Source organism: Shewanella hanedai, assembly GCF_007197645.1.
In the GTDB taxonomy this organism is placed as follows: domain Bacteria; phylum Pseudomonadota; class Gammaproteobacteria; order Enterobacterales; family Shewanellaceae; genus Shewanella; species Shewanella hanedai.
The window spans coordinates 16,721-42,520 of record NZ_VKGK01000006.1 but is presented as its reverse complement, the minus strand read 5'-3'; the positions used below and the strand labels follow the sequence as shown (position 1 = coordinate 42,520).

Here is a 25,800-nt window from a genome sequence, read left to right as displayed (position 1 = left end):
GTGTTCCTTTCAGCATCTAGCAAGCCTTTCCGCCATATCCAGTTTAAAAAGCTAGGCTAGCAATGTATTTAACCTACTATCTGAGTGACACATTATCAATAAGAAAGCGCTAATAAATTCTGGGTAAACAGTTAATATCAGTCAATAAATGACAATAAAAAGTGTCGGTATGCACGAAAGTGAACATGAGTTTTATCCATGAAAACTGAAAGACAGATAAGTACAAATAGGAATAGGCGTTTAAGTATGGCGCTGCCGTTATCTTGGGCTGAGCTGACTTCACAAGGTTATACGGGTTTCTTTAGTGAGGATAAAATAGCAAGGAAATATCGAACATTACTTTAATTCAGGTATCTCTGTTGAGTCACCATGGTGCTGATTTAGCCATAGCTTACTCATGTAACGCAGTAGCTTATTGATTCTTTCTGGCTGATACCTGTGATCAAGTTTAATATTTAGCGCAGGGATCGGCACCTTTCTATCTTTGAGGTAATGGAAAACAATCGAAAATAACTCATTCATGCACGCTTCATACTCATCACTCTCGTACAAATCTAGCCAGCTTATTCCCATTTCATCTGAAAAGCGGTTGGTTAACACCTCTATCCGTTGTGTAAATGTTTTTACCTGCTCATTTCCCATGCAATGGTCTTTGATTAAAGACAAGAATAGATCCAAACATTCACCCCGAGGGATCACCTCAAACAGATCGCCCAACTGGTTGCTTTGACGCTTTTTCTCGGAAAGTTTTTCAGTGATCTGAACATAATACTGTTCGAACTTATGCACGATGACACGATCTAATACCCGCTTTCTCGGTGGAGTAACAGACAGAGAATAGCTGCCACCATGCTCACAAAAGCTCGCAGCATCGAGATTATCCTCCAGGATTAGCGCTATTTTTTCTCCAATAGCTTGCGGAATAGCGTTTACTTCCATTACCTTGGCTAAGCCTACATCAATACAAGCATCGAAATGCTTCGGAAGTTTGCCATTGCAGGGATATGGACAGCTCTCTCTTTTAGAACATTTCAAATATAACGCCCCATCCATAAGTCATTAATTTTATGCCTTATAAACCTATAATACACAGACATGTTCCCGTCAAATACCCTTACCTAAATTGGTTATTTTATCAGGGCCCACGAACGTCAAAGACATAGATATTTTCCTCTGTCATTTACACTCTTTTGAAGAATCTAATAAGCAGTGTCGTCATACTTCTCTCAATCTAGATCCTGAAACAAGTTCAGGATAACGATAAAAAGCGCTAACTGATGATAATGAGTTCCTAGATAGCGGTAGAAAGGTAATAGGATCTCTGAAAGATTTGAAGCTAAGTCTGAAAACCTTACTTAGCTTTCATTTGAAGGCTAAGTAAGATTTGTTCACGCGTTAGGCTATTGAATTGAATTAAATAAGTGAATGGACGTTAATGATCAGCGATTATCTGATTTGCTGCAACTCGGTATATCTCATGATCTTCTAGGTTTTCTGCTAACCATTTACATGAAAACACCATCTTGATGTCATGAACCTCATTTAGTTTCACAGCAAATCTGGCAAGGCTTGACCAATTCAGTAATGGGCTTCTACCAGCTTCAAAGCCTGTGAATGTGAGCTTTGGTACCCTTTTTTCTAGATATAGACCCATTAACCAGATCCAATACCTTTTCCACAGTTTTACATAAACCTGATTTTCATGGTCTGCATTATCTCTATCGTCATCTGTTTTTTTCACAGCATTAATCGATGTCAATGACAAGGTCAAATCGACCAGAGCTTGAGCAGCGGTGACCGCGTGTAAAGTCGTCAAAGCTGGCTCTGACAAATACAGCGCAACAGCCGCTTTGCAGATCTCAGACATGCGTGTCGGCAGATTCGTCTGATTTATCGTGAAGCCTTGATTAAGTGCCAGCTCATGAACATAGGGATCGCTACATAAATGTTCACCGACGCGCAAACTCGGACCTCTGATATTGAGTTTAACCTCCCCTGTCTCAATTCGTTTGGCGATACTTGTCCAGGTAGACAGTACATCAATATCAATCACATTCTCTTCGGCGTGAACCTCTGTTGCGTCGATATTGGCATAGAGATCTTGATAGCGAATGGCAAAGTAAGCCAGTGCATCGGCTATCAAACCAGCATCTCCCTGCATTCGGGCAAAGCTGAGGCGAATAACAGGATGAAACAGTCCCATCGGTAGCGCATCTGCCATGATATTTAGCGCATGGTTGATAAACTTATCAGCACCTAAACTATCGATTCCTGTTAGGAACACTCTTTTGAACTCGATTAATAATTCAGGTCTACCTAAGTATTCAGGCCAATTATCTAGATTAACGATTTGCTCATCTGTTAATCCCATTTGTTGAATCAATGTACGATTTCTAGGCCAACGATTTTTAAAGCGTTGAATATCTTCATCTGTACCACCGAGTGCAGCTAAGCTCATGATGGTCATGGGAAAATGATTGGCCATGCCACTGCGTGTAATACCGCCCAAATTTGGGTGGTAAAGACCATCTGCGTGCAACTCTTGATTAACTGGAGCAGTTAATGTCGCTGATGCATGATAAGTGTGTTGTTGATTGTTCATAACTGCCTCTTTTATCTAAGTTAATGTAAAGGTAGAAGACATCCCAACAGGTACTATTCCGTGGGGGTTTCGCAGTGAGCTTGTTGAGTGATATCCCTTGCGATAGACATCCAAATCAATGGTTTGTGACACGCCGGAAATGTCCACCAGCCGTTGTAAGTAACGCGTCAAGTTGGGATAATCCCGTATTGCCTTAATATTGCATTTGAACGCGCTGTAGTAGCCAACATCAAATCGCACTAAGGTGGGCAATAAGCGCCAATCTGCTTCTGTGACATGCTCGCCAAGCAAGAATGATGAAGTGCTTAAGCGCGCTTCAATTGTCTCAAGGGCCATAAAGACCTTGGTCACAGCTTCGTCATAGGCTAGCTGACTGCGCGCAAACCCCGCTTGATAAACCCCATTATTAAGGTTGTCGTAAATAAACTGGTTCAGTTCATCAATTTCAACTGCCAACTGCTGCGGGTAATAATCCTCCTTATTGTTGGTTATTTGATAAAAAGCTTGATTAAACATACGAATAATTTCAGAAGACTCAGTGCTTACAATCTTCTTTTGCTGCTTGTCCCACAAGACGGGAACCGTTACTCTGCCAGTATAATCGGGTGCCGCCTTGCTATATAAACTGTGCATATTCTCTAACTGATACAAGTCATCACTAAAGCGTCCTGATTTATCAAACACCCAGCCTTGATCATTTCTAAGTGGCTTGACTAACGAGCAACTAATGACATCTTCTAGTCCTTTGATACTGCGATAGATCAAGGTTCTATGCGCCCAAGGGCAGTTAAGAGCTGCGAACAAGTGATAACGCCCCGTTTCGGCTTTAAATCCGCCAACACCGCTCTCACCCTCCGAACCATCAGCGGTGATCCAATTCCTAAACTTGGCGGTACCTCGTTGAAAATGACCTTGATTTTCTTGATATTGTTGCTTTTCAAACGCATCAACTTGCGCGTCTGTCAGACATCGACCTTCAATTAATTTGCCCATATTCCACTTCCCTTTTTGAACCGACTCTTGGAATACATTCCGAGCAAGTTGATTATCGATTAAGTGCTATGCACCAGCCTTTGAATTAGTATCTTTGGGGCGCTGTAGTGAAATCCAATAGTGGCCCTTTAGGGATAATTCGTGTTGGGTTAATTGATTCATGACTGCCGTAATAATGTGCCTTGATATAAGGAATATCCACGGTGTCACTGATCCCTGGCTGCTGATATAGATCTCTCAAGTAGCCCCACAAATTGGTGTAATCCACAATGCGTTTTTTATTGCATTTAAAATGACCAACATACACAGCATCAAAGCGCACTAAAGTGGTGAACAAACGCCAATCTGCTTCAGTAATTTGTGAGCCCATCAGATACCTTCGCTTGGCCAATAGGGCTTCTAGCTTGTCGAGGGCAGTAAACACCTCCTCAACAGCAACATCATAGGCAGCTTGTGTTGTGGCAAACCCAGCACGATAAACCCCGTTATTAATGGTCGGGTAGATGTAATCGTTCATCTGATCAATCTCACGATGTAAACGCTCAGGTAAGAAATTCACTGAGGTTGCCCCCACATCATCAAACGCTGAATTAAACATACGGATAATTTCAGCAGACTCATTACTCACAATAGTGTTGGTTTTCTTGTCCCACAAAATAGGCACCGTTACTCTACCGGTATAGTGTGAGTCTGCTTTGGTATATATTTGATGAGCAAATTGAGCACCATGAATAGGATCTGGGATCACGCCCTCTCCAGGTTCAAAGGTCCAGCCCTCATCTCCCATAAATGCATTCACAACAGACATGGTTATGAGCTTATCCAGTCCCTTCAACTTGCGATAAATGATGGTTCTATGTGCCCAAGGGCATGCCAATGACACATAAAGATGATAACGGTCAGCCTCAGCTTTAAAACCGCCTACACCAGAGGAGCCCGCACTGCCATCTTTGGTTACCCAATTTCTAAAACTCGAGGCTTTACGTTCAAACTTTCCACCCGTCGTTGCCGTGTCATACCAGGTGTTTTGCCATTTACCTTCTACTAATAACCCCATCATAATCTCCTAGCGTTCTGCTGTTTTATTCGCTTGATAAGAATCGTAAACCTGTAGGGCTTGTGGATAAACAGTAAACAGGCGCATAGATTGTTCGCAGTTTGAGAACAATATGATAGTCTCAAGTGATATCTAGCAAACGAGAGTTGATGACATCTATGGGCCAATTAGAAAACATGCAGATCTTTATCAAGGTGGTCGAGACTGGCGGGATAACTAAGGCTGCCGAGCAGTTAAATTTAGCCAAATCAGCTGTGAGTAAACGGCTCAGTGAGATAGAACAGCAACTTAGCGTAAAACTCATTAACCGCACAACGCGAAAATCCAGCCTTACAGAAGCTGGTAATATCTATTATCAAAAGTGTAAGCTGCTCTTAGAGGAGGTCGATGAGCTCAATTGCCAGCTATCGTCGGTGCAACAAAGTTTAAAGGGGACATTAAAGCTTACGGTTCCTTTGTCATTTGGGGTGATGCACTTAGTTAACGCTTTTGAGCTCTTTGCCCAACAGCACCCTAATCTGCAGATGGACATTGATTTTTCAGACCGAAATGTCGATCTCGTTGAGGAGGGATTTGATTTGGCTATCCGTATTGGCCATCTGACGGATTCAAGTATGCGGGCGCGAGCTTTTGCTCCTATCAGTCATCTTATCTGTGCGAGCCCCAGTTATTTAGAGCAGCATGGCAAACCCGAAACGCCTGAGCAGTTAAAAAGTCACAAGTTACTCAAGTATTCTCGCCTGCCTCTTGCGGGGATAGAACTTATCGATAAACAGCAACAGCGGATCAGCGTGCCAATGGAAAGTCACTGTACAGCCAACAATGGTGACTTTTTAAAAGCCATGGCGGTATCAGGCCACGGTATTAGTTTTTTACCACGTTTTATTGTTTGGCAAGAGCTGGCCAATGGTTCGCTTGAAACAATCATGCCTGATTATAAGATCCCGCCAATGAAAGCCTATGTGGTGTATCCCCAAAATCGTTATCTGCCAAAGAAGGTGCGCATGTTGATCGACTTCTTAAGTCAACATTTCGGTGATATTCCCTATTGGGAGCAATAACACTGTTTCTCAGTTTTGCGCACTGATTATCAATATTTTATTGATAAAGATTCTATGATTAATCTGTTTTTAGTTAAGCTCATTCGGATTACACTCTCAACCTTACAACAATGAGTAACCAGCATTTACAAGAATACTTGGCTGAAACTCAAGATTGTGTCGAGCAATTTACCCTGAATGAAATGACCAAGCTTGCTTAACCACACACCTATTTATATTTCCCTCTATTAAGAGGGCTCATTAGAGAAATGACACAGACTATGAATCACCCTATCATTACAGATTTAAACAATCGTCATACCGCTAAAAAGTACGACACTTCAAAGCGTATTCCCCAAGCTGAGCTCGATATCCTTTATGAAGCGATGCGTTTATCTGCTTCTTCAATCAATTCTCAACCGTGGAAGTTTATCGTGATTGAGAGTGATGAAGCCAAGCAACGTATGCATGACACCTTTGCTAACAAGTTCCAGTTCAATCAGCCACACATTAAAGCGGCATCTCATACCATCTTATTTGCGCATAATCCTCATTATACCCGTGAAGATTATGCCAAAGTCGTTGATAAAGGCATTGCTGATGGCCGAACTAAGCCTGAAGATCGTGAACAAGCGTTTGGTGGATTCGCCTTTGCAGAGCTTAATACCGACGAGTCAGGTGATACTGCAACATGGACTAAGTCGCAAACCTATTTAGCTTTAGGTAATACCTTACATGTGCTGGCTCGACTAGGCATTGATTCAACTCCAATGGAAGGGGTTGACGGTGAGTTGATTGGTGAGATTTTCAAAGATGAGTTAGGCGGATTTATGTGTGAAGTTGCGCTTGCCATTGGTTATCATCACGGCGAAGAAGATTATAATGCCGCGCTGCCTAAGTCTCGCTTAGCGATGCCGGACGTACTGACGGTTCTTTAAAGCTCAAGGCCAATATTCTTAAGGAAATAGCTTTTTAAAGAAAAGAGTACCCTAGGAAAATAACGTCTGACTAATGCTATTTTCCTTGTAATCAAAGCCTATCACGTAGACTTTTTGATGGTTTGCGTCATGGCGTTATTGTACACCTTCATGATTTTATTGATGGAGTCAGAACCTCCAGCCAATACCGCGCCAGTAAAGACAATATCTACAATCACAAACATGCCTGCTTGGTAGCCTGTTAAGCTCGATGAATCAACAATATTACCGATGATTCTAATCCCTATAAATGAGATAAAAATACCGATCCCAAGTCCTAACCACTGCGATATAAACCGGGAACCCGCCCTGTATTCAGCTCTTTTCTTTTCAGCCTCTTCCAACTGAATGGTCAAGCTTTTACATTGTGCAGACTCTTGTTCGGCGATGGGTTCTTGTTGAGCCTCTATAAATTTATTCAGGGCCAGCTTTCTTAACTCTATCACTCTGTCTAACTCATCGGCGCCTGCACTTCGCCATGCAGACAGAAAGACCTCAATTGCGCGCTCCACAAACAGTGATAACAGTATCAATGTCCCTAATAGTGACGCCGCATTGTCAATGGCATCACTTTCTATCGATAAATTGATCGGTTTAACCTTCCACGCGACAATAGCGACAACAATGACGCCTAATACTCCCCAAAGCCTGCTGTATTTCTTCCCATTACTCATCATCTTCTCGTCCATATTCCATTGTTGGTTTTATATCTCATCCTCACCGAGTTCACCCATTTCAATATCAGTACGCTTAAGTTGGCGAACCTGTATTGCAGGGCAAAACTTCTTGGCGATGCTGGTGAGCAATTCTACGTGCCTAGGCTCGGTATTTATGCCAAATATCAGTTCCTGTACATCGACAGCAACAAAAGGCGAGCCGTGTGTAAAGACTCTGTGCTCTTCTTCATGGGACCAGAACTTAAGTTTTCTAGTTAAAATGTTTTTTGCAATATCCCCGTCTTCAATGATTTCAAGTTTGAGATCGTCAACGTAATCGACAGGTTCAATCGATACATGCTTATCTGTCACCTTAACGCCAACAGCAAAACCCTTATGGCCTTCACTGTAATATGACCACATCAGCATATTGGCTGGCGTCTCACTGAGCGAAAGTAACTTATATTCGGATTTTCGTCCTCGGATGAGGGAGATACTCTCTTTGGTCAGCATCCCTTTTGAGTAGATATAGCGTCCTTCCATTGGATCATTAAGAGTTTTGAAGTCCGCAGCAAACAAGCGTTTGTTGACGAATATATCCAGTGCAAACTCCAGGTTATCGAAACCTCTGTATTTATACAGTCTCATATCATCCCTTTCTATCTCAATAATATAAAGGCCAATATAAACTTAAAACCAATTCACACCAAATACTCGATGTCGGTATTGCCATACTGGCGTTTCTCGAAGCTCTGACTCGCTATATACCTTAAGCAGCTCATCACCAAAAGTCGACAAGCCCTTTTCCAATCCATGTTCATATTGGAAGTGCCACCACTCAGCGCCTAACCAGGGCCCTTTTTTAAAGAATGAACTCCGAGCACGGATCCGCTCAAACCCCTCCTCTTTGAACAGAGACGTTAGATCGATAAATCGACCTGTTACTATCTTGCCTGTTTCTCTAGAGTCGTAGGTGACCGCTTTTAAGTCCATTTGTGTACCGCCTTCGGCTCGGGCATACACTCGCCATAACCTGTCGCCATCGGGGGAGATAATAAAAGGATCAGTACGCGTCTTTTTCATGCCACTGCCGACAAATAGGTCTAATGCTCTGCCAGTGTAATGAAAAGAGGTCGCGCTGCGTGAGGAGTTCATTTTTGCTTTGAGGGAACGTCTTGCGCCGGAACTGGTGATCAGTCCACCTGCTTGCTGAACTTGTTCGTATACCCGCATGTAGGCGCTGGCCACATCTTCACGTAAGAAGAAGCGATCATAGCCGCCTTTATAGCGATCTGCGCTAACACGCTGCCAATCCATCAATGTATGTCCACTATCATCAACAGCAGGGCTTATTTGCTCATCTCGGTGGATCGCTAACGCCTCTCTGATGGCATTCCAAGTATTGGGCCCTACAACACCATCGGCATACAGACCTTGCTCCTCCTGAAACTTAATCACGGCGACTTCTGTCTTTCCCCCATACAGTCCATCCACGGAGCCTGGTTGAAATCCCATTTCTGCCAACATCTCTTGAATTGTTTTAACGTCATCTCCACTGCTCTTTATTGTTAAATTCATCATAATGTCCTTTTATGTCATAAAAGAGTGTATGCATTGGTTCCTTTTCTTAGCTTTCATAAATTTGTTAATTCCCACTGTAATAGTAAAATTAACGGAGAGTAAAACCCAGTCATTGTCACTATTTCACCCCTTTGGATTAGTCTGAGGGTCTAATGCTTAGAAGCAAAAAAGCCAGAGCTATTTGCTCTGGCTTCTTCACTTCTACGACGTTAATTGACTATTGATATAGCTCACAAAACACCTAGAGTGATTTCATTTCTCTTTTTAGAAACTCAACAACCTCTAACGGCTGACCTAAATATTGTGAGTGATCGATAAAGATCCCTTGGTCATTTGCCATGACTAACATCACTGGGAACGCCGTCGTTTCTATCAGTTCTTGGATCTCAGTAATATCGCCAAGCACAAACTCGGCATCGCTACTCAGTTCATCTTTAAACACCTTGTTGGAAGGAGATAACTTAAACTGCTCAACGATGTTATTAAAGTCGTGTTTACAATCAAGTGGATTCCCATCAATAAAGTGGGCTTTTTGCAGCGCATTTAACACTGGAAGAAGTTTATTCGGTTGCTTGCTCTGCATCCAAGCCATTAGGTTGGCGGTTTTAATGGCGTTTTTAGGGCTGTTTACGTAGCGAATGTGTTCTTTGCTAAATTTAACAGCACTCAGCTTTAACACTGCATCCACTTGTTCCTGACCTGCTGAATCTGTGCCATTGAAATGGGCACAATGCATGAGATTTATTTTCATCTCAGGAAACGCTTCGCTAATTACATTCACTAAAGGGGTGGCCGCGTAACTCCATGGACAATGAGAGTCGTAGATAAAATACAACTCTAAGGTCACTTCATCTGACGCTGGCTCATCAGCTGTAGATTCAAGTGTTGTAAGTAGATCTTCTGGTATTGAAAAGTCGGCGCTCATTGGGTTATATCTTGTCAAAAACTAATGGCGAATATTTTAGTGACTTTACCAGTAAGATACAAACCACATTTGCAGTTAATCTTGGCTACTTACTGGATAATTGAAGGCCAAATTGAACAGAGCCATGAATAACATGGATCTGTTGTTTGATTCCATTTGAAACCATGAATTAAGCTTAAAGTTTAGCTGTCGCTAACTTAACCCCAAAAGCAAGAAAGAGACTGCCAACCGCATAATTCATCCATCTGGCTATTTTTGCATTTGTCAGCACAGCTTTAAACTGCTCAGCCAGTAGAATAACCACCAAAAACCAAGAGGAGACCACAATCGCTTGTGTCATTCCCAGTAGCATACTGTCGGCAAACACGGTTTGCGGCGAAACAAACTGCGGGAATATTGACAAGTAAAATAGCACTATTTTAGGGTTGAGCATGTTTGTCAGAAAACCTTTAATAAAATTACTGACGACACTTTCCCCTCTTTGAAGGTTCTCTGCTCTATCTATTTTTGGTTGCTCTGTATCCTGACCAGTTTGATTATCATTGTGCATCGTCGGCATGCTTATCATTTTAGTCTTTAAACCGGCGCGAATATTGGTAATGCCTAACCAGACTAGATAGGCCACGCCTAGCCATTTAAGTAAGGTAAAAGCGAATACAGATTGGGTGAGTAACAGACTTAATCCTTGCGCTGAGATAAACGCATGGACAATAAAGCCACAGCTTACACCAGCAATATTACTAAAGGCCTGCAATCGACTCTTAGTCAGTGCGGTAAACAGGACGAGTAAGGCATTTGGACCAGGTATGATGGCGATGAGGAAAACGATCCCCGCAAACAGAATGATTGTATCGATATTCATGACGATTCCATTAGAAGATGTCATTGCATCTTCAAAAAAGTAGTGTGCAAAATCTTGTCACTAAGCAGCTAAGTCATCACTGACGCTTAGATATAAGAGCTAACTTGTGGTGTGCTAGCTAATCAAGTTTCTTTGAAATACAAGCAAGTTGAGTTCATCAACAGCAATCAAACACGAGATTAGTTAAGCTATCTGAATTAACCGCGCGGTGGGCAGCGATTAGCTCTAATACAAGTTGTGCACGTAGTCATGGAGTACCTTGTTAACGAAAAAGATAAGAAGTAACAGGTTAACTAAGTCTCAAGGACAGAGCAAGTCAAAGGCATGTATGAACCTCATATAATCCCGTTTCTTAAAGCGAATCCAGCAGGTTTACCTTTAACATCCCTTAGCTTAGCTATTCGCTACGTGATCCTATTCACATCTTGTTGCCTATGTCTTTACCTTTATTTGATAATAATTATCATTTACATACCTTCGTAACTGTGATTTTATGCAAGTCGGACCAGACAAAAGCAAACGTGAAGCTATTGATAAATAGCGCCTACAGAGTATTCAATGAAGGATATAATATGAAAAGTATTTCATTAAGCTTGCTAATGTTAACGGTGCCCTTGGTGACTGCCACTGCATCTTCGAGTTATGCTCAATCAGTCGATGATGCATTATCGACTTCCCCAGTATCGAGTCGTGTTGTTGACGCTAAACGTGAAATTGCACTTGAACTGAGCCGCCAGTACGCTCAAGTCTCTCCCATCTTAAAATCGACGATTAATCAATATCGCTTAACCATGAATGCAGAACAGGCATTTCAATTAAGCGGCATCGATGATAAAGCCTTACGTCATGCTGAACTTACCATAAGAGAAGCTAAAGGCTTACAGACTCATCTCCCTGCAGATAAAGATGCCCTATCGGGTTACCGCCGTGCATCAGTTGATACCCATCTTGTTCAATTTCGCTTAGCAGATGCCAGCATGCTCGCCGACTGGCAGCAGGGGCAATCTCCACTGTTTGCATTTGAACCCGATGGCGATGACAAGCAATGGGTAAACATTGAGGCCTATGATCTTGACGGCAATATTCACCTGCTGGATGTATATCAACTTCCACAAAGACCCGTACTGGTCATTGCTCTGAATAAACAAAAAGCAATCAGTGAAGGCTTGGCTGTCATGCGTGAGACGTTTCCATCAAGCACAAATTCAGTCAGTAAAGTTAACCGTAAAAATCGCCAGTTAAGTTCTGTGAGTACTTCATCAGATCAACCTATTTCAACCACTGTGATCAAACAAATTAGTGTTGAAGATGATCAGGAGCCTTGGATTTCAGGCAAAGCTGAGGTTTACGCGATTGTCACTGGCGTAAACCCAAGTCGTGATGAGCCGGTGTTAGATCTGATAGAGATGCCGTATTTGGATTATTCAGATACTCAGTATTATCCTAATCAGATCATCATTCATTGGGAGCGTTACCGCTGGGCTGCCGCCGATATGATTCTCATGGAGCATGATGATGGTACCAACTATAAGGATCTCGCTTCAGCATTGTTACTTGCTGCAGAACAAGTTTTAAATTCCATTCCCGATCCTGAGGTACAAGGTTATTCCATTATCGCCACCATCACGAATGGTATTCTAGCAGCAATGCCAGATGCGTGGTTCACTAACGATGATGACCATCTGGATGTGTATTACACCTTGCAAGAGGGTGAGACTTACACCCAGCATTCTGGTGCTGGAGGCAATGCAAAAGCAACATTTGCACCTCTGATTATTCAACCCAGATAAGCCTAGACACCAAATACAGATTAAGGCTCGTTTCATCAAGACGAGCCTTTTGATCGTTAATCCACCACATTACAGTGACCAGCCAAACCATTAACCACCTACTCCGTTACAATCCTTGCTTATCCTCGGCTAGCGATTAAATTTTACTTAGCTATCAAATGATATATACTTACTCTATCAAATGATATTGAAGTTGTTTTTCAATATCCTCAGTGATCGAGATGAATATCGCTTATTATTTGTGGTAAGCGCACTATTGATGAGGGCTGTAACGATGACAACAATGAATGTCTTTACCCCGACAAGTTCGGCAAAAAAGGTCATGAGTTTCTGGCAGTTGGTTGGTGTTCCCGCACGTGGGGCAAGCTTATATGCAGCCTTACACAATGGTTTACCTTTCGAGGTTTACGCCAAGTTAGCCAAGATCTCCGGACTTGAAAAGTCAGAACTTGCTAATGCTACTGTCATTGCCAGCGCAACGTTGCAGCGCAGGGCTAAAGCCGGAAGGTTCAACAAAGACGAGAGCGACCGTCTCTATCGATTCGCTGAAGTCTACAAGTCTGCACTCGATCTGTTTGAGGGAAACAACAGTGATGCCTCCAAATGGTTAAAAAATCCGGTACGTGGACTCGGTGACAAACGCCCTATTGAGATGCTATCAACTTCGGCAGAAACCGAAGCGGTATTGAATCTTATTGGCCGCTTAGAGCACGGTGTATTTGCGTGATCACAGGCTATCGTATCGTCAAGAAAAAATGGGCAACGAATGCCTTTGATGGTGAAGGTGCACGGCTTTACGGCGGTCGTTGGAACAGCCGAGGTCAATCGTGTATCTATCTAGCGGGTTCTGAATCTTTGGCTATCTTAGAAGTGTTAGTCCATTTAGAAAGCGCTCACCAGATCAATCATTACTCCCTATTCTCTGTCGACATCAATGAAAAAGACATGATGTTGCTAGAAGCGCAGAACCTACCTAAAAACTGGCAAGAAGATCCTGCCCCATCGGAAACAGCCGATCTGGGTGATGAATGGCTCACAAGTCAAAGTAGTCTAGCCCTGTGTGTACCTTCGAGCATTGTCACCAGAGAGAGCAATTATCTGCTCAATATCAAGCACCCTAACTTCTCTGCACTGTTAGAAAGCATGGTCGAACTCGAATTCACCATGGACAGTCGTTTGTTAACTTAATCCAAATTAGCATCAATATTTTTCACCACAAAGAATAGGCCTATCCTTCTCATCTTAGCCTCTGTTTATCGTGAGGTCTGACACGTAGCCATGTTCAGTGGTCACAAGGGCTTGCTTTAACATCAACGCAGCCTCTTTAGCGGTCATAAAACTGGATGTATCAAGTGCTTTACCACTCGTAGTCCAAAATGCCGTTGCCATTCCACCTGGGTAGACACTGATAATTTTCATCGGACTGTTAATGGATTTCAACTCCAATCTTACCGATTCAACTAAGCCTCGAACCGCCCACTTAGCCGCACAATAAGTGGATTCCCCTCCTTTGGCCATTAAGGCTGCCGTCGACATTACCACCACGACAGTAACAGGATGCTCGCGATAACGTTTTACCGCTTCACGAAGCAACATGATGGACGAAGTCACATTATTATCCATCAACCTCTTTATCATTTCCGGATCTTGCTCTTCAATGGATCCAAAATAACCACTTCCGGCGCAGTGTATGATAGTGCTCGGCTGCAGCTCACACATATCAAACAGGGCTTCAACTTCCACAGAATCGGTTAAATTAGCCGTTTTAGCCAATACCTTGGATTTTTCAGGAGTCGTGTCCAAACTATTGGCCACATCAAATAACCTGATTTTATCGCGACCCGTGATCAATAAAGACTCGCCTTCTTGGTGATATAAATTAGCAAGCGCAGCGCCTAAGCCACTACTCGCTCCGGTAATAACAATCATGTTGACCTCTAAATGTTCACAGGCCTTAATGAGTAATCATCAAGGAGAGTAAATGTAATTAATGTTTTAAATACGATGCCACTCGTCACCTGAATTCAGAAAATTGGGTGTCATTCTTGCTCCAACTGTTAATAATATATCTTGTTTTCCTCTGTCGACTAACCTGTAATGACGAATCTAGCCATGTAATAGTCATCAGTGTTTATAAAGTAAGCACTTAACACCTAAATCGTCATAAAGTTGTTAACAATTGAAATAAACTACTGAAATTTAAAATCTTCATGCCTACACTGAATATACCAAGAGTCATATATGAGGTTCTTCCTATGCTAAAAACTCCGATGATAACCCCTCTAAGCAGTGACCAGCTTTACCGTGAATCTACGCTCACTAACCTTGCGCAAGAGTGTAAATCAACGAAGCACTTAACACCTCTCGATGAAATCGTTGGACAAGAGCGAGCCCAACAAGCTGTTGAGTTTGCGATGTCAATGAAAGACAAAGGCTACAACATCTATGCGATTGGCCGAAATGGCCTCGGTAAGCGCACGATGGTAATGCGCTACCTCAATCGTCACGAAGCAAATGGCAACGGACATATGCTTTATGACTGGTGTTACGTCAATGATTTTGACGAAGCTCGTACACCTAAGGTGCTGAAAGTGCCTGCCGGAATGGGGAGTGAATTTAAAAAAGACGTTGAGAAACTCATTGTTCGTTTGGTTAAAGCGCTGCCACTGGCCTTTGACAACGAGATCTACTACTCACGCGCCGAAAAACTAAAGGGCTTATTAGCCGATAAACAAGAATCTGCCCTTATTGGTCTGACCGATGAAGCTAAAGAGTCGAGCATCAGTTTGACCATCACGCCTCAAGGCAGTTATGAGCTCATCGCCATGAATGGAGAGGAGCCTCATACCGAAGAGAGTTTTGAACAGCTCTCCCGCAAAGAACAAAATAAGCTCGAAAGCAGCATCACAGATCTTGAATCTAAGCTTCGTGTCATTGTCAGAAAATTCACCGTTTGGGAAGAGGAATATACTGACAAGCAACAGAAACAAGATGAAGTGGTGGCCCAAGATGTATTGTCACACCTAACCAATAAGCTAAAAGAAAAATACAGCAACTTTGCCGTGATGAAGAACTATCTTTGCGATATGCATAAGGATATTTTAGATAACTTGGATCTCTTTCTTGAGAGTAACGAGGAACAACTGGCGCTCTCTTATGCTTCATTAGATAAAAAGATGCCTCGCCGTTACCAAGTGAATGTGATCATTCATCAAGAAACTGGCAAAATGCCGATTGTGGTTGAAGAGACACCCAATTATCACAGCATCTTTGGCTACATTGAAAATGCGACCTTCAAGGGTACTATCTTCTCTGATTTCTCATTGATCCGTCCAGGCAGTCTACATAAAGCTAATGGTGGCGTGTTAATGATAGATGCCGCTAAAGTACTTGAGCAGCCCTATGTATGGGACGGACTCAAACGCGCGCTGCGTTCACGCAAACTCAGTTTAAGTTCTCTTGAAAGAGAGGTCACACTCTCTGGAACTATCTCTTTAGATCCTGAAGCTGTCCCTCTGGATGTGAAGATTATTCTGTTTGGTGATTATCAGACCTATCAGCTATTGCAGCATTACGATCCTGAGTTCGGTGAACTGTTTCGAGTCACTGCTGACTTTGAAGATGAGATGCCAAGAACAGATAAGTCTGAGGCACAATATGCACAATTTATTTCGAGTATCGTGCATGACAACAAGATGCTGCATTGCGATAGAAATGCCATAAAGCGGATAATTGAGTTCAGTTCTCGTCAAGCAGACGACAAGAACAAGCTGTCCCTGCACTCTGCCGATATCGCTAATCTGCTGCGAGAGTCTAACTATTGTGCACGTTCAGCGAATGCCAATATGATCCGCGTCAGTCATGTAGAACAAGCACTGCATAATCATGAGTTGCGCGTATGTCGTCTAAAAGACAATGTGATGCAAAGCTTTGTGAATGGCACCACCTTGATCAGCACTCAAGATAATGTCGTAGGCCAAGTCAATGCTCTTTCGGTGATTAGCACTTCCAATCATCAATTTGGCGCGCCGAATCGTATTACGGCAACCACTGCGTTTGGTGAAGGTAAAGTGTTTGATATCGAACGTAAAGTCGATTTAGGTGGCAGTTTGCACTCTAAAGGCGTGATGATTCTCTCCGCTTACCTAGCATCAATATTGGGTAAAACGGCTAAGATCCCACTCACGACTCATATTACATTTGAACAGTCCTATGGCGGTGTTGATGGTGACAGTGCCACGATGGCAGAACTGTGCGCGATAATGTCAGCATTCTCAGAGTTGCCTATCAGGCAAGATGTCGCTATCACTGGCTCCATGAACCAATTCGGTGAAGCTCAGCCTATTGGTGGCGTCAACGAGAAGATCGAAGGCTTCTTTGATGTATGTAAGATTAAGGGACGTACCTCAACTCAAGGCGTCATCATTCCTAAGTCAAATGTACAAAACCTCATGTTGCGCAGTGACATTGTCGAAGCTGTAAAGAAAGGCCAGTTCAATATCTGGGCTATCGAACATGTCACTCAAGCCATTGAAATATTAACTGGGTTCAGTGCTGGGCTTTGCCCGAATATGAATCCGAATATCAATGGTGGGATGAACATCGCCCAAGTAGAACACCCAAGTGACTCTATCTTTGGCATAGCACAATCCCGTTTAAACCTGCTGCGGTTAGATAGACCATCACAAATGGATGAATGCCAGCATTAACAAAATTCTGTTGCTGGCATAAAAAAGGCCGAAACATCACTGTTTCGGCCTTTCGTTTGCGTTTACTCTTACGCTAGCGCATCCTGTAACTGAGGCACTATCTGCTTCTTACGGCTCAATACACCGTCAAGCCACACTCTGTCATTCTCACACGCGATACCATAAGCACGTTCAATGAGGCCCGCATCGTCAGTGATGACCAATAGCTCTGAACCCTCTTTCATGATATCAGTCAGCAGTAAAATGACACTGTGACGCTCGCCTTCAGCTTTCAATGCCGAGATATCGGCTTCAAGCTCAGCTTTAATGTCATCAAATACAGATAAATCGATCACTTCAAGTTGACCAATACCAATTTTATTGCCGTTCATGTTGAAGTCTTTAAAGTCACGCATCACAAGATCACGAGCTGGTGTGCCTTCAACCGCAGACTTGACCTTGAACATGTCCATGCCAAGCTCTTTGAAGTCTTCAATGCCAGCGATTTCAGCCAAGGCTTCAACACACTTGATATCGGCAGTCGTACAAGTCGGTGACTTGAAGATCACGGTATCACTTAAGATCGCACACATCATGATGCCGGCGATGTCTTTAGGAATCGCGACACCGTGGAAGTCATACATCATTTTGATAATGGTATTACTACAGCCAACCGGACGTATCCAACACTCAAGCGGTGTCGATGTCGTTAAGTCACCCAATTTATGGTGATCGACAATACCGACAATCGTTGCTTCAGCAATATCATCAGGGGCTTGAGTTAGCTCAGAGTGATCGACAATAAACACCTCTTCACCGGCATAGCTTGTTTTAAACTCTGGTGCTTCGAAGCCAAACTTTTCTAAAATAAACGCTGTTTCAGGTGATAAATCACCTAAACGAGCAGCAATCGAAGGCTCACCGATCTGATTTTTCAGGTAAGCAAGTGCAATTGCACCACAAATTGAATCTGAATCTGGGATCTTATGGCCCACAACATAAACTGACATTGATAACTCTCCTATTATTCCCCTCATTCTACCAAATTCATTTGATTTGAAAAACGATTAACTGGAACTTGCCTCTCGATTTAGCCGAGATAATCAAAAAAGATTGCCAGTATAAAGATTACTGCTAAACTAACACTGTATACTTATACAGCAATCAATAAAAACACGACTTATGAAATTAATATCTACCTTAGCCAGCGCTGGGATCACAGGCTTCGAAAGCCCTGCTGCAGAGTATAAGCAACTCGGTTTAAGCTTAGATGAATTACTAATAGCGCATCCAAGTGCCACTTTTATTGCTCAAGCCAGCGGCAGCTCCATGCAGAATATTGGGATCTTCGATGGTGATATTCTGATTGTGGATAGGCATGTCACCGTGGTGGATCAAGATGTGATTGTCGCGAATTATAACGGGGGCTTTGTTTGCAAAATTATTGATACCAAAAGAAGGTTATTACTTTCTGCCAATGAAGATAATCAAGCGGTCATCATTCATGAATATGATCAATTTACCATCGAAGGTGTTGTTGTTAGCTCGATACGCTGTCATCGCCCACCCCATTTACTGACAAAATGTAGGAGATAAACAATGCAAACTCCCATTAAAATTATTGATAATAAATAACCTCATTTACTCATGTTTACCGTTTTTTCCTATTTATTGCTCAGTTAAGCGGATCATTCACTATGTTTGCACTCGTCGATGCTAACTCTTTTTACTGCAGCGCAGAGCAGGTCTTTCGCCCTGAATGGAGAGGACGTCCCATTATTGTGCTTTCCAATAATGATGGCTGTATTGTGTCGGCTAACCGGTTGGCACTCGCGTCCGGCATTCCTAAATTTGAACCTTATTTTAAGATAAAAGCTGAATGTGAACGCTTAGGGATTATCGCGTTGAGTTCCAATTATGAGCTTTATGCCTCTCTTTCAGCCTCAATGATGGAGGTCATCGGCAGATTTGCTCCCGAACAGCATATTTACAGTATCGATGAGTCCTTTCTTTCATTTCAGCACTGTTACCCTGCTATCCCCTGCTTAATCAAACATGGCCATGCACTGAGACGCACTGTGTGGAAAGAGACGCGTTTACCTGTCTGTGTCGGCATAGGAACAACACTCACGTTAGCTAAGGTTGCCAATCATGCCGCTAAAAAACATCAGCAATATCACGGCGTGTGTCTGATAGATAATCATCAGCAAAGAAAAGAGATATTGCTTAAAATGGTGCCAGCAGAAGTATGGGGAATAGGACGTCGCCTCGCAAAAAGGCTCGATATAATGGGAGTTAAAACGGCTTATGCCTTGTCAAAAATGGCACCCGCTATTGCCAAAAAACAGTTTAGTATTGAAGTGGAGCGTACAGTTCGAGAGCTCAATGGCGAGATCTGCAAAGGTTGGGATCAAGTCAGGGCGGATAAACAACAGATCTTCTCAACTCGCAGTGTGGGTAATCGGATAACGGATCTGTATTCGCTACAACAAGCCTTAAGCAAACATGTGGGAATTGCCACCAGCAAAGCAAGAGCACAAGGGTCTTTATGTTCTGTGATCATTCTTTTCGCCTCGAATTCTCCTTATGATTCCCATCCAAGCGGATTTAAACACACCCAGCGTTTGGCTTACCCCACTAATAGCACTGGAGAGATAACTCACATCGTTAATCAGATTGCTAAAGAGAAGTTTCGCAGCGGTGTACATTATTACAAGATAGGCATTGGATTGGTCGACTTAGTTAATGAGACACATCGACAGCAAGATCTGTTTGAACCAGCCAGAGACCCAGCCTTAATGAAAGTCTACGATGCACTAAACCTTAAGTATGGTAATGACTCTCTGTTTATGGCCGCGCAAGGAAGCGCCCAAAAGTGGAGCATGAAGCGACAATTCCTCACGCCTCAATACACCACGTGTTGGTACGATCTACCGAAAATTAGCTGTTAGAAACGAAGCCTTAATAGACGAAAGCAAAATAAGATTACTTTTTTCGGCTGCCAGGTAATGTTTTTGGCATCGCATTACAGCAGTGAGGATCATGCTCATCATTGTCTTTAATATTCTGGTCGACGAACTTGTAGTAACCCTCTTTTATTTTCGTCCATATGCCATTAGACGTATCAGCACCATGGGCTTGCAATAGAGCTTCTATACCAGTTAGATCACAATGAGTAGCGTCATAAGCCACACTCAGTGTTTCTGTTGATTCATCAAAAGAGACATGTTCAATACCAAGTAAAGCGTCAATCTCAGAAACAATAACCGCTTTGTTCTTTTCAGTAATACCCTCCAGTCTTAACCGCCGATTGACAAGGTTAATCTCTTTCACACCAGGCCTATGATCTACATTACTCATTTTAAAGTCCTTAGTTGATGGGTATGACAATGGTTAGCTTCCACAAAATATCCAACTTCTATGTTGATAATGCCAGTCATTGGTCACATAAAAAACACAAAGTTAGCTCCATCTTGATACAGATCAACAACACGAGATATTCATCAATCCGTCTGAAAACTTATCGAACTCCAATAGACAAACACTCAACCTCTGTTAAATGAAAAACATTTATATATCAACATGTGACATACATATTTACATAATGGATAAGTAACATTAACCTAGATCATTTAACATAGCTAAAAGGCAACCCTTTCGCCAAATAAAACTAAGACATGTAAATAACTTAGATAACGATAAAAATCCTAGATCCTACAAGAGGAAGTGTGTGTGGCTACCAAAAAACAGATAATTTTACCCATTGCCGTGTTACTCGTCGGAGTTGGTGGGTTCGCTGCTATGTCTGCAATGAAAAAACCGCCAGAAGAGAAGGCTGAGGTTGATAATACGCCATTAGTTGCGATTCAACAGGTTGAGATGAACCCGATGACCTTCTCCGTTGGATCCTACGGTGTCGTCAAAGCCAAATATGAAACTGAGTTAGTTTCACAAGTCTATGGTGAGATCGTATTCCTATCAAACGCCTTTGTCCGTGGGGGATTCGTTAAAAAAGGTGATGTTTTAGCAAAAATAGATCCCAGTGATTATGATGCAGATCTTATTGATGCTGAGGCCAACTTAGCATCCGCTCGCGCAACCTTAGTGCAAGAGAGAGCCTTTGGTAAAGTCGCAGAAGAGGAGTGGAAGCGCATTAAAGATGGCGTACCGACGGAGTTGAGCCTACGTAAACCACAATTGGCCCATGAAATCGCCAAGCTCAACTCCTCAGAAGCAGGATTAAAGCGTGCCCTTCGCAATGTAGAACGTACCATCATTAAAGCCCCTTTTGATGCCTTGATTGAAAGCAGAAACATTGGATTAGGCTCTTACGTCAGCCAAGGTACTGCTGTAGGTAAACTATTAAGCACAGATCACGCAGAGATCCGCTTACCTTTAGCTGATAAAGAGATCCAATACCTGACCAATAAAGGCAAAGATGCTAATGTCGCACTCATCGCTGATCTAGGTGGTGAAAAACAGCAATGGCTTGGTAAAATTGTACGCAGCGAAGGCGTGATCGACAGTCGTAGTCGCATGACCTATTTAGTGGCTGAAGTCATTGATCCTTATGGGTTAAAAACGGATAAGAATGAATTACGATATGGTACCTATGTCACCGCCAATATTACTGGTAACGACGCAGGCGAAGTGACGGTTTTACCAAGACATTTGGTCGTCAACGGCACCATAGCGACATTAGATGAAGATAAAAAGCTTAGATACAAACCCGTCAATGTTATTCGTCAGTTTGGCGCAGAAGTGGTTATTTCTGAAGGCTTAACTCCTGGAATGAATGTCATCACATCCGCGCTTGATTACCCTGTCGAAGGGATGCAGCTTGCCCTCCCCGAAGATAAGATATTACAACAAGACAGCTCAGAAGAGACAGACACTCAGCTTGCCATGGAAGAGGAGTAATCGATGTCAGAGCCTACCAATACAAGCCAAGCATCGAAACCATCGGAAGTGGATGTCAATTCTGGGATCATAGCTTGGTTTGCACGTAATAGCGTTGCAGCCAACTTATTGATGATCATTATTATTCTCGGCGGCCTACTCACGGCAGATACCATACGTAAACAATTTTTCCCTCAAATAGAGATAAATTGGGTCGAGTTTAATGCTTTTTATCCTGGTGCGGCCCCACAAGAAGTCGAGGAAGGGATAACGATTAAGGTCGAAGAAGCACTGGAAAGTGTTCAAGGCCTAAAACGTGTCATCACTTACTCTAACCGAAATTCAGCATCAGGCTTCTTTCGAATAGAAGACTCCTACGATCCACAAGTAGTACTTGATGAGATCAAATCGGAAATAGATTCCATATCTAGCTTCCCCGATGGTATGGAACGCCCCAAGGTTGAGCGAATAAAGCTACGCCAAGAAGTACTCTATATGAGTCTTTATGGTGATATGACACCGCGACAACTTAAAGAGTTAGGTGAGAAGATACATGATGAGTTGATGCAACTTCCCCTCGTTAATATCACCGATTTCTACGGCGGCCTAGATTATGAGATTGCCATTGAGGTCAGCAAAGACAGACTGCGCGAATTTGGTCTTAGCTTTAACGATGTCGCAAAAGCCGTCCGCGGTTTTTCACGTAACATGTCAGCTGGCCAAATCCGCGCTAAGAACGGTTATATTAATCTTCGAGTGCAAAATCAGGCTTATGTGGGTTACGAGTTCGAAAACCTGCCGTTAATCACACTTGATGATGGTACCAATGTCCTTTTAGGTGATATCGCAACGGTCATTGATGGCTTTCAAGAAGGCATTCAATACTCTAAGTTTAACGGTAAAAATTCAGTTACCTTCTTTATTGGTGCTGCAAACGATCAAAGCATGACCGATGTCGCTGATATCGTTAAAGAGTATGTCGCTAAAAAGCAGGAAGTATTGCCCCAAGGACTAAAGCTTGAGACGTGGGTTGACATGACCTACTACCTAGAAGGTCGTCTCGACCTCATGTTAGATAGTATGAAAACCGGTGCTGTTTTGGTCTTTTTCATGTTGGCACTCTTTTTACGCGTTCGTTTAGCGTTTTGGGTGATGATGGGCTTGCCTGTGTGTTTCCTCGGTGCACTGTTATTCATGCCGATGTCGATGATCGATGTCACCGTGAATGTGATCAGCCTATTTGCCTTTATCTTAGTGCTGGGGATCGTGGTCGATGATGCCATTGTGATGGGCGAAAGTGCCCATGATGAATGCGATAAAAATGGCCAAAGTCTGGATAACGTCATACGAGGTGTAAAGCGGGTCGCCATACCAGCAACCTTTGGCGTACTCACCACCATTGCAGCGTTTTTACCACTGACACTCGATGACGGCCCCTCTTCTGCCTTTGGTAAAGCGATTGGCTACATTGTGATTTTATGCTTAATTTTCTCACTCGTAGAATCAAAGCTCATTTTGCCCGCTCACTTGGCAAGAATGAAGCAGAAAACCATTGTTAAACCCGGTTCAAAAAATCCATTAGATTGGCTCAGAAATATAGTTAACTATATTCAGGATAAGGTCGACCGTGGACTGAAGGCTTTTATTCAAAACGTCTATCGTCCAGCGCTAACTAAAGCCGTAAAATATCGTTATACCACCATCATGGTATTCATCAGCTTTATGCTTATTTGTGCAGGTCTTTATGTGGGTGGGATGGTTCGATTTATTGGACAGCCCAAAATTCCACATGATTTCCCGCGTATCGCTTTCGAAATGAATGTTGATGCCTCAGAAAAAGCCACACTTGCTGCAGCCCTTGCTATCGAAAAAGCGGTATACGATGTCGATAAAGCACTCGAACAGCAATACGGTCAAGGTATGGTCTCTGACATGCAAGTCGATCTCGAAGGCCGCACCTCGGCTAAAGTGATGACAAAGCTAGTGGACCCAGAGATAAGACCGCTTGATACCTTTGAGTTAGCAGAGCTTTGGCGCCAAGCTATGCCTCTGATCCCAGGAATGAAATCATTCGAAGTCCAAGACAACCTCTTTGGTGGTGGACGTGATGATGGTGATATCAGTTTCAGATTGGAAGGTAAGGACGAAAAGCAGCTTGTTGCCGCATCAAATGAATTAAAAGCAAAGCTTAACAGCCTTAAAGGTGTAGGAGACGTCAACGACAGTCGACAATCCAGTGCCAAAGAGGTGCAGTTTGAGCTCAAACCCCAAGCCTATGGCTTAGGATTAACCTTGGCCGATATCGCATCTCAAGTCGCTAATAGTTTCTATGGTCTTGAGGCTCAACGTATCTTAAGAAACGGTGAAGAGATCAAGGTGATGCTCAGGTACCCTGAGTCGCAACGAAACTCAATTGCACAAGTCTCTGACGTGTTGATTGTGACTCCTCAAGGCGCTGAAGTGCCGTTATCTGAAGTTGCGAACATCACCGTCACCCAAGGCGTCAATGGTATTCGCCGTGAAAACGGCAACCGCACCATTAACGTTTGGGCTTCTGTCGATGCCGATCAAGCTGAGCCATTTAAGCTTGCAGAAGATATTCGTGACAACTTTATGCCTCAGTTGTTGAACAAATATCCAAAGGTTAAAAGTGAGGTGTCTGGCAGTATTCAAGAGCAGATGGACAGTGCTAAAACTCAGTTTAGAGATTTTGTTATCTCACTATTGATCATCTATAGCCTGCTCGCTATTCCGCTTAAGTCGTACTCTCAACCTGTGATGATTATGGCAGTGATCCCATTTGGTGTGATTGGCTCAGTACTGGGTCATATGATCATGGGCATCGATCTTAGTGCCCTGTCACTATTTGGTATTATTGCCGCCGCTGGTGTGGTGGTGAATGACTCTTTGGTGATGGTGGATTACATTAATAAGTCCAGAGAATCAGGCGTAGCAATGAAAATAGCCGTACTCGAAGCGGGCTGTCGACGCTTTAGAGCTATCATGCTGACTTCACTCACAACGTTCATCGGTTTGATGCCCATCATGACCGAAACCAGTATGCAGGCGAAAATGGTGATCCCAATGGCCACCTCCCTCGCCTTCGGCGTCTTATTTGCCACTGTTGTGACCTTGATGCTAATACCTTGCTTGTATCTAGCAATCGAAGACATCAAAAAGTTAGTAGGGAGTAAGTCTCGTGTCAGTGTTGATGAACGCCTTGTTGAAAATCTATAAACACGAACAGAGCTGCCTAAATAGCAATCTAGTTTCACGATTCTAAAAATATAATGCCGCTTCTGTAAACAGAAGCGGCATTTTTTATAGTCTGACTTTTAACAGTACTTGATTATTTCTCAGGAAAGAATGACTTCATCCCTTGCAACATGGCAGTCGCAATTATGGGTTTCAAACTCCCACAACGGCTCAAAAAACATGGCGTATCTAAATTACTGCGTAAATGCACTCTCCCATTAACCGGTAAAGGCTGCATCAAAAAAGTATTAACGGATCTCGCATTTCTGGAAATTAAGCAGGGTAAATTTCATTTGTTAGAACGAGCACCAGGCGTGTCTGTTGAAGAGATAATAAAGTTAACCGCAGGAGAATTGGTTGTCCCTGCACATGTGCCTGAGATGATCTTATAAGGTCGATTAAATGATTTGGCATTAGAAGAAAGTAGATGTGGTGTAAGTAGAATTTGCTGGTTTAGGTGGCTCAACACCAGCGA

Annotated in this window: 22 protein-coding genes and 1 pseudogene; 11 read left to right on the top strand and 12 right to left on the bottom strand. The window is 42.9% G+C overall.

The window, feature by feature from the left end; translation table 11 throughout:
* Positions 1-336: 336 nt before the first annotated feature.
* From FN961_RS06785 to FN961_RS06770, 4 genes are all read right to left on the bottom strand, one after another.
* A complete protein-coding gene (locus FN961_RS06785; protein ID WP_229814632.1) occupies positions 337-1,035 on the bottom strand; it encodes a hypothetical protein in 699 nt (232 codons plus the stop codon).
* A gap of 397 nt (positions 1,036-1,432) precedes the next feature.
* Positions 1,433-2,602, bottom strand: a complete 1,170-nt coding sequence (locus tag FN961_RS06780; protein WP_143563801.1) for a questin oxidase family protein — start codon at positions 2,600-2,602, stop codon at positions 1,433-1,435.
* 15 nt (positions 2,603-2,617) lie between these two features.
* Entirely contained in the window at positions 2,618-3,595 is a 978-nt protein-coding gene (locus tag FN961_RS06775) for a glutathione S-transferase family protein (RefSeq protein ID WP_143563800.1), read from the bottom strand.
* Positions 3,596-3,680: 85 nt separating this feature from the next.
* Positions 3,681-4,652 carry a glutathione S-transferase family protein gene (locus FN961_RS06770; protein ID WP_143563921.1) on the bottom strand — a complete coding sequence of 324 codons (972 nt, stop codon included), beginning with the start codon at positions 4,650-4,652 and terminating at the stop codon, positions 3,681-3,683.
* A 149-nt stretch (positions 4,653-4,801) separates the two neighbouring features.
* Between FN961_RS06770 and FN961_RS06765 the strand changes: the two genes are divergently transcribed.
* Together FN961_RS06765 and FN961_RS06760 are read left to right on the top strand one after the other, a co-directional pair.
* Positions 4,802-5,713 carry a LysR family transcriptional regulator gene (locus FN961_RS06765; protein WP_229814633.1) on the top strand — a complete coding sequence of 304 codons (912 nt, stop codon included), beginning with the start codon at positions 4,802-4,804 and terminating at the stop codon, positions 5,711-5,713.
* A 260-nt stretch (positions 5,714-5,973) separates the two neighbouring features.
* Positions 5,974-6,630, top strand: coding sequence for a nitroreductase family protein (locus FN961_RS06760; RefSeq protein ID WP_143563919.1), 657 nt, complete (start codon positions 5,974-5,976; stop codon positions 6,628-6,630).
* Positions 6,631-6,731: 101 nt separating this feature from the next.
* Here the strand turns inward: FN961_RS06760 and FN961_RS06755 are convergent, their stop codons facing one another.
* From FN961_RS06755 to FN961_RS06735, 5 genes are all read right to left on the bottom strand, one after another.
* A complete protein-coding gene (locus FN961_RS06755) occupies positions 6,732-7,346 on the bottom strand; it encodes a hypothetical protein (protein WP_143563799.1) in 615 nt (204 codons plus the stop codon).
* A 27-nt stretch (positions 7,347-7,373) separates the two neighbouring features.
* Positions 7,374-7,973: a DUF2971 domain-containing protein gene (locus FN961_RS06750; RefSeq protein ID WP_143563798.1), complete on the bottom strand. Its 600-nt coding sequence runs from the start codon at positions 7,971-7,973 to the stop codon at positions 7,374-7,376.
* Between the two features lie 42 nt (positions 7,974-8,015).
* Entirely contained in the window at positions 8,016-8,903 is an 888-nt protein-coding gene (locus FN961_RS06745) for a peptidoglycan-binding domain-containing protein (RefSeq protein ID WP_185972740.1), read from the bottom strand.
* Between the two features lie 244 nt (positions 8,904-9,147).
* Complete coding sequence (locus FN961_RS06740; RefSeq protein ID WP_143563796.1) at positions 9,148-9,831, bottom strand: protein-disulfide isomerase; 684 nt, start codon at positions 9,829-9,831, stop codon at positions 9,148-9,150.
* Between the two features lie 175 nt (positions 9,832-10,006).
* Complete coding sequence (locus tag FN961_RS06735) at positions 10,007-10,693, bottom strand: LysE family translocator (RefSeq protein ID WP_143563795.1); 687 nt, start codon at positions 10,691-10,693, stop codon at positions 10,007-10,009.
* Between the two features lie 572 nt (positions 10,694-11,265).
* Between FN961_RS06735 and FN961_RS06730 the strand changes: the two genes are divergently transcribed.
* From FN961_RS06730 to FN961_RS06720, 3 genes are all read left to right on the top strand, one after another.
* Positions 11,266-12,483, top strand: coding sequence for a DUF3103 family protein (locus tag FN961_RS06730; protein ID WP_143563794.1), 1,218 nt, complete (start codon positions 11,266-11,268; stop codon positions 12,481-12,483).
* A 274-nt stretch (positions 12,484-12,757) separates the two neighbouring features.
* Entirely contained in the window at positions 12,758-13,210 is a 453-nt protein-coding gene (gene parS / locus FN961_RS06725; RefSeq protein WP_143563793.1) for a type II RES/Xre toxin-antitoxin system antitoxin, read from the top strand.
* Positions 13,207-13,671, top strand: a complete 465-nt coding sequence (locus FN961_RS06720) for an RES family NAD+ phosphorylase (RefSeq protein WP_143563792.1) — start codon at positions 13,207-13,209, stop codon at positions 13,669-13,671. The genes parS and FN961_RS06720 overlap by 4 nt, the downstream gene beginning before the upstream one ends.
* 54 nt (positions 13,672-13,725) lie before the next feature.
* Here the strand turns inward: FN961_RS06720 and FN961_RS06715 are convergent, their stop codons facing one another.
* A complete protein-coding gene (locus FN961_RS06715; RefSeq protein WP_143563791.1) occupies positions 13,726-14,412 on the bottom strand; it encodes an SDR family NAD(P)-dependent oxidoreductase in 687 nt (228 codons plus the stop codon).
* 326 nt (positions 14,413-14,738) lie between these two features.
* On the opposite strand from FN961_RS06715, the gene FN961_RS06710 reads away from it, so the two are divergent.
* A complete protein-coding gene (locus FN961_RS06710) occupies positions 14,739-17,192 on the top strand; it encodes a Lon protease family protein (RefSeq protein ID WP_143563790.1) in 2,454 nt (817 codons plus the stop codon).
* A 68-nt stretch (positions 17,193-17,260) separates the two neighbouring features.
* Here the strand turns inward: FN961_RS06710 and FN961_RS06705 are convergent, their stop codons facing one another.
* A complete protein-coding gene (locus FN961_RS06705) occupies positions 17,261-18,181 on the bottom strand; it encodes a manganese-dependent inorganic pyrophosphatase (RefSeq protein WP_143563789.1) in 921 nt (306 codons plus the stop codon).
* A gap of 172 nt (positions 18,182-18,353) precedes the next feature.
* Here FN961_RS06705 and FN961_RS06700 point away from each other — a divergent pair, with 172 nt between their 5' ends.
* The gene (locus FN961_RS06700) at positions 18,354-18,767 is read left to right on the top strand and encodes a LexA family protein (RefSeq protein WP_143563788.1); all 414 of its coding nucleotides are present in this window, start codon (positions 18,354-18,356) and stop codon (positions 18,765-18,767) included.
* A gap of 101 nt (positions 18,768-18,868) precedes the next feature.
* Positions 18,869-20,122 (top strand): Y-family DNA polymerase, encoded by a 1,254-nt coding sequence (locus FN961_RS06695; protein WP_143563787.1) that lies wholly within the window; start codon positions 18,869-18,871, stop codon positions 20,120-20,122.
* Positions 20,123-20,156: 34 nt separating this feature from the next.
* On the opposite strand, the gene FN961_RS06690 is transcribed toward FN961_RS06695, so the two are convergent.
* A complete protein-coding gene (locus tag FN961_RS06690) occupies positions 20,157-20,531 on the bottom strand; it encodes a cation transporter (protein ID WP_143563786.1) in 375 nt (124 codons plus the stop codon).
* Between the two features lie 372 nt (positions 20,532-20,903).
* On the opposite strand from FN961_RS06690, the gene FN961_RS06685 reads away from it, so the two are divergent.
* The 3 genes and pseudogenes from FN961_RS06685 to FN961_RS06675 all read left to right on the top strand — a co-directional run.
* Positions 20,904-22,091, top strand: coding sequence for an efflux RND transporter periplasmic adaptor subunit (locus FN961_RS06685; RefSeq protein WP_143563785.1), 1,188 nt, complete (start codon positions 20,904-20,906; stop codon positions 22,089-22,091).
* Between the two features lie 3 nt (positions 22,092-22,094).
* Positions 22,095-25,307 (top strand): efflux RND transporter permease subunit, encoded by a 3,213-nt coding sequence (locus tag FN961_RS06680; RefSeq protein ID WP_143563784.1) that lies wholly within the window; start codon positions 22,095-22,097, stop codon positions 25,305-25,307.
* A 194-nt stretch (positions 25,308-25,501) separates the two neighbouring features.
* A pseudogene (locus tag FN961_RS06675) lies at positions 25,502-25,717 on the top strand (succinyl-CoA--3-ketoacid-CoA transferase); the annotation flags it as partial.
* Positions 25,718-25,800: the final 83 nt, after the last annotated feature.

Bases quoted from the DNA above. Each gene is read 5' to 3' on its own strand.
- FN961_RS06695 (WP_143563787.1), top strand. From the start codon at position 18,869: ATGTTTGCACTCGTCGATGCTAACTCTTTTTACTGCAGCGCAGAGCAG.
- FN961_RS06755 (WP_143563799.1), bottom strand. From the start codon at position 7,346: ATGATGAGTAATGGGAAGAAATACAGCAGGCTTTGGGGAGTATTAGGC.
- FN961_RS06765 (WP_229814633.1), top strand. From the start codon at position 4,802: ATGACATCTATGGGCCAATTAGAAAACATGCAGATCTTTATCAAGGTG.
- FN961_RS06775 (WP_143563800.1), bottom strand. From the start codon at position 3,595: ATGGGCAAATTAATTGAAGGTCGATGTCTGACAGACGCGCAAGTTGAT.
- parS (WP_143563793.1), top strand. From the start codon at position 12,758: ATGACAACAATGAATGTCTTTACCCCGACAAGTTCGGCAAAAAAGGTC.
- FN961_RS06680 (WP_143563784.1), top strand. From the start codon at position 22,095: ATGTCAGAGCCTACCAATACAAGCCAAGCATCGAAACCATCGGAAGTG.
- FN961_RS06760 (WP_143563919.1), top strand. From the start codon at position 5,974: ATGAATCACCCTATCATTACAGATTTAAACAATCGTCATACCGCTAAA.
- FN961_RS06705 (WP_143563789.1), bottom strand. From the start codon at position 18,181: ATGTCAGTTTATGTTGTGGGCCATAAGATCCCAGATTCAGATTCAATT.
- FN961_RS06715 (WP_143563791.1), bottom strand. From the start codon at position 14,412: ATGATTGTTATTACCGGAGCGAGTAGTGGCTTAGGCGCTGCGCTTGCT.
- FN961_RS06730 (WP_143563794.1), top strand. From the start codon at position 11,266: ATGAAAAGTATTTCATTAAGCTTGCTAATGTTAACGGTGCCCTTGGTG.
- FN961_RS06700 (WP_143563788.1), top strand. From the start codon at position 18,354: ATGAAATTAATATCTACCTTAGCCAGCGCTGGGATCACAGGCTTCGAA.
- FN961_RS06710 (WP_143563790.1), top strand. From the start codon at position 14,739: ATGCTAAAAACTCCGATGATAACCCCTCTAAGCAGTGACCAGCTTTAC.
- FN961_RS06735 (WP_143563795.1), bottom strand. From the start codon at position 10,693: ATGAATATCGATACAATCATTCTGTTTGCGGGGATCGTTTTCCTCATC.
- FN961_RS06750 (WP_143563798.1), bottom strand. From the start codon at position 7,973: ATGAGACTGTATAAATACAGAGGTTTCGATAACCTGGAGTTTGCACTG.
- FN961_RS06690 (WP_143563786.1), bottom strand. From the start codon at position 20,531: ATGAGTAATGTAGATCATAGGCCTGGTGTGAAAGAGATTAACCTTGTC.
- FN961_RS06770 (WP_143563921.1), bottom strand. From the start codon at position 4,652: ATGGGGTTATTAGTAGAAGGTAAATGGCAAAACACCTGGTATGACACG.
- FN961_RS06740 (WP_143563796.1), bottom strand. From the start codon at position 9,831: ATGAGCGCCGACTTTTCAATACCAGAAGATCTACTTACAACACTTGAA.
- FN961_RS06745 (WP_185972740.1), bottom strand. From the start codon at position 8,903: ATGAATTTAACAATAAAGAGCAGTGGAGATGACGTTAAAACAATTCAA.
- FN961_RS06780 (WP_143563801.1), bottom strand. From the start codon at position 2,602: ATGAACAATCAACAACACACTTATCATGCATCAGCGACATTAACTGCT.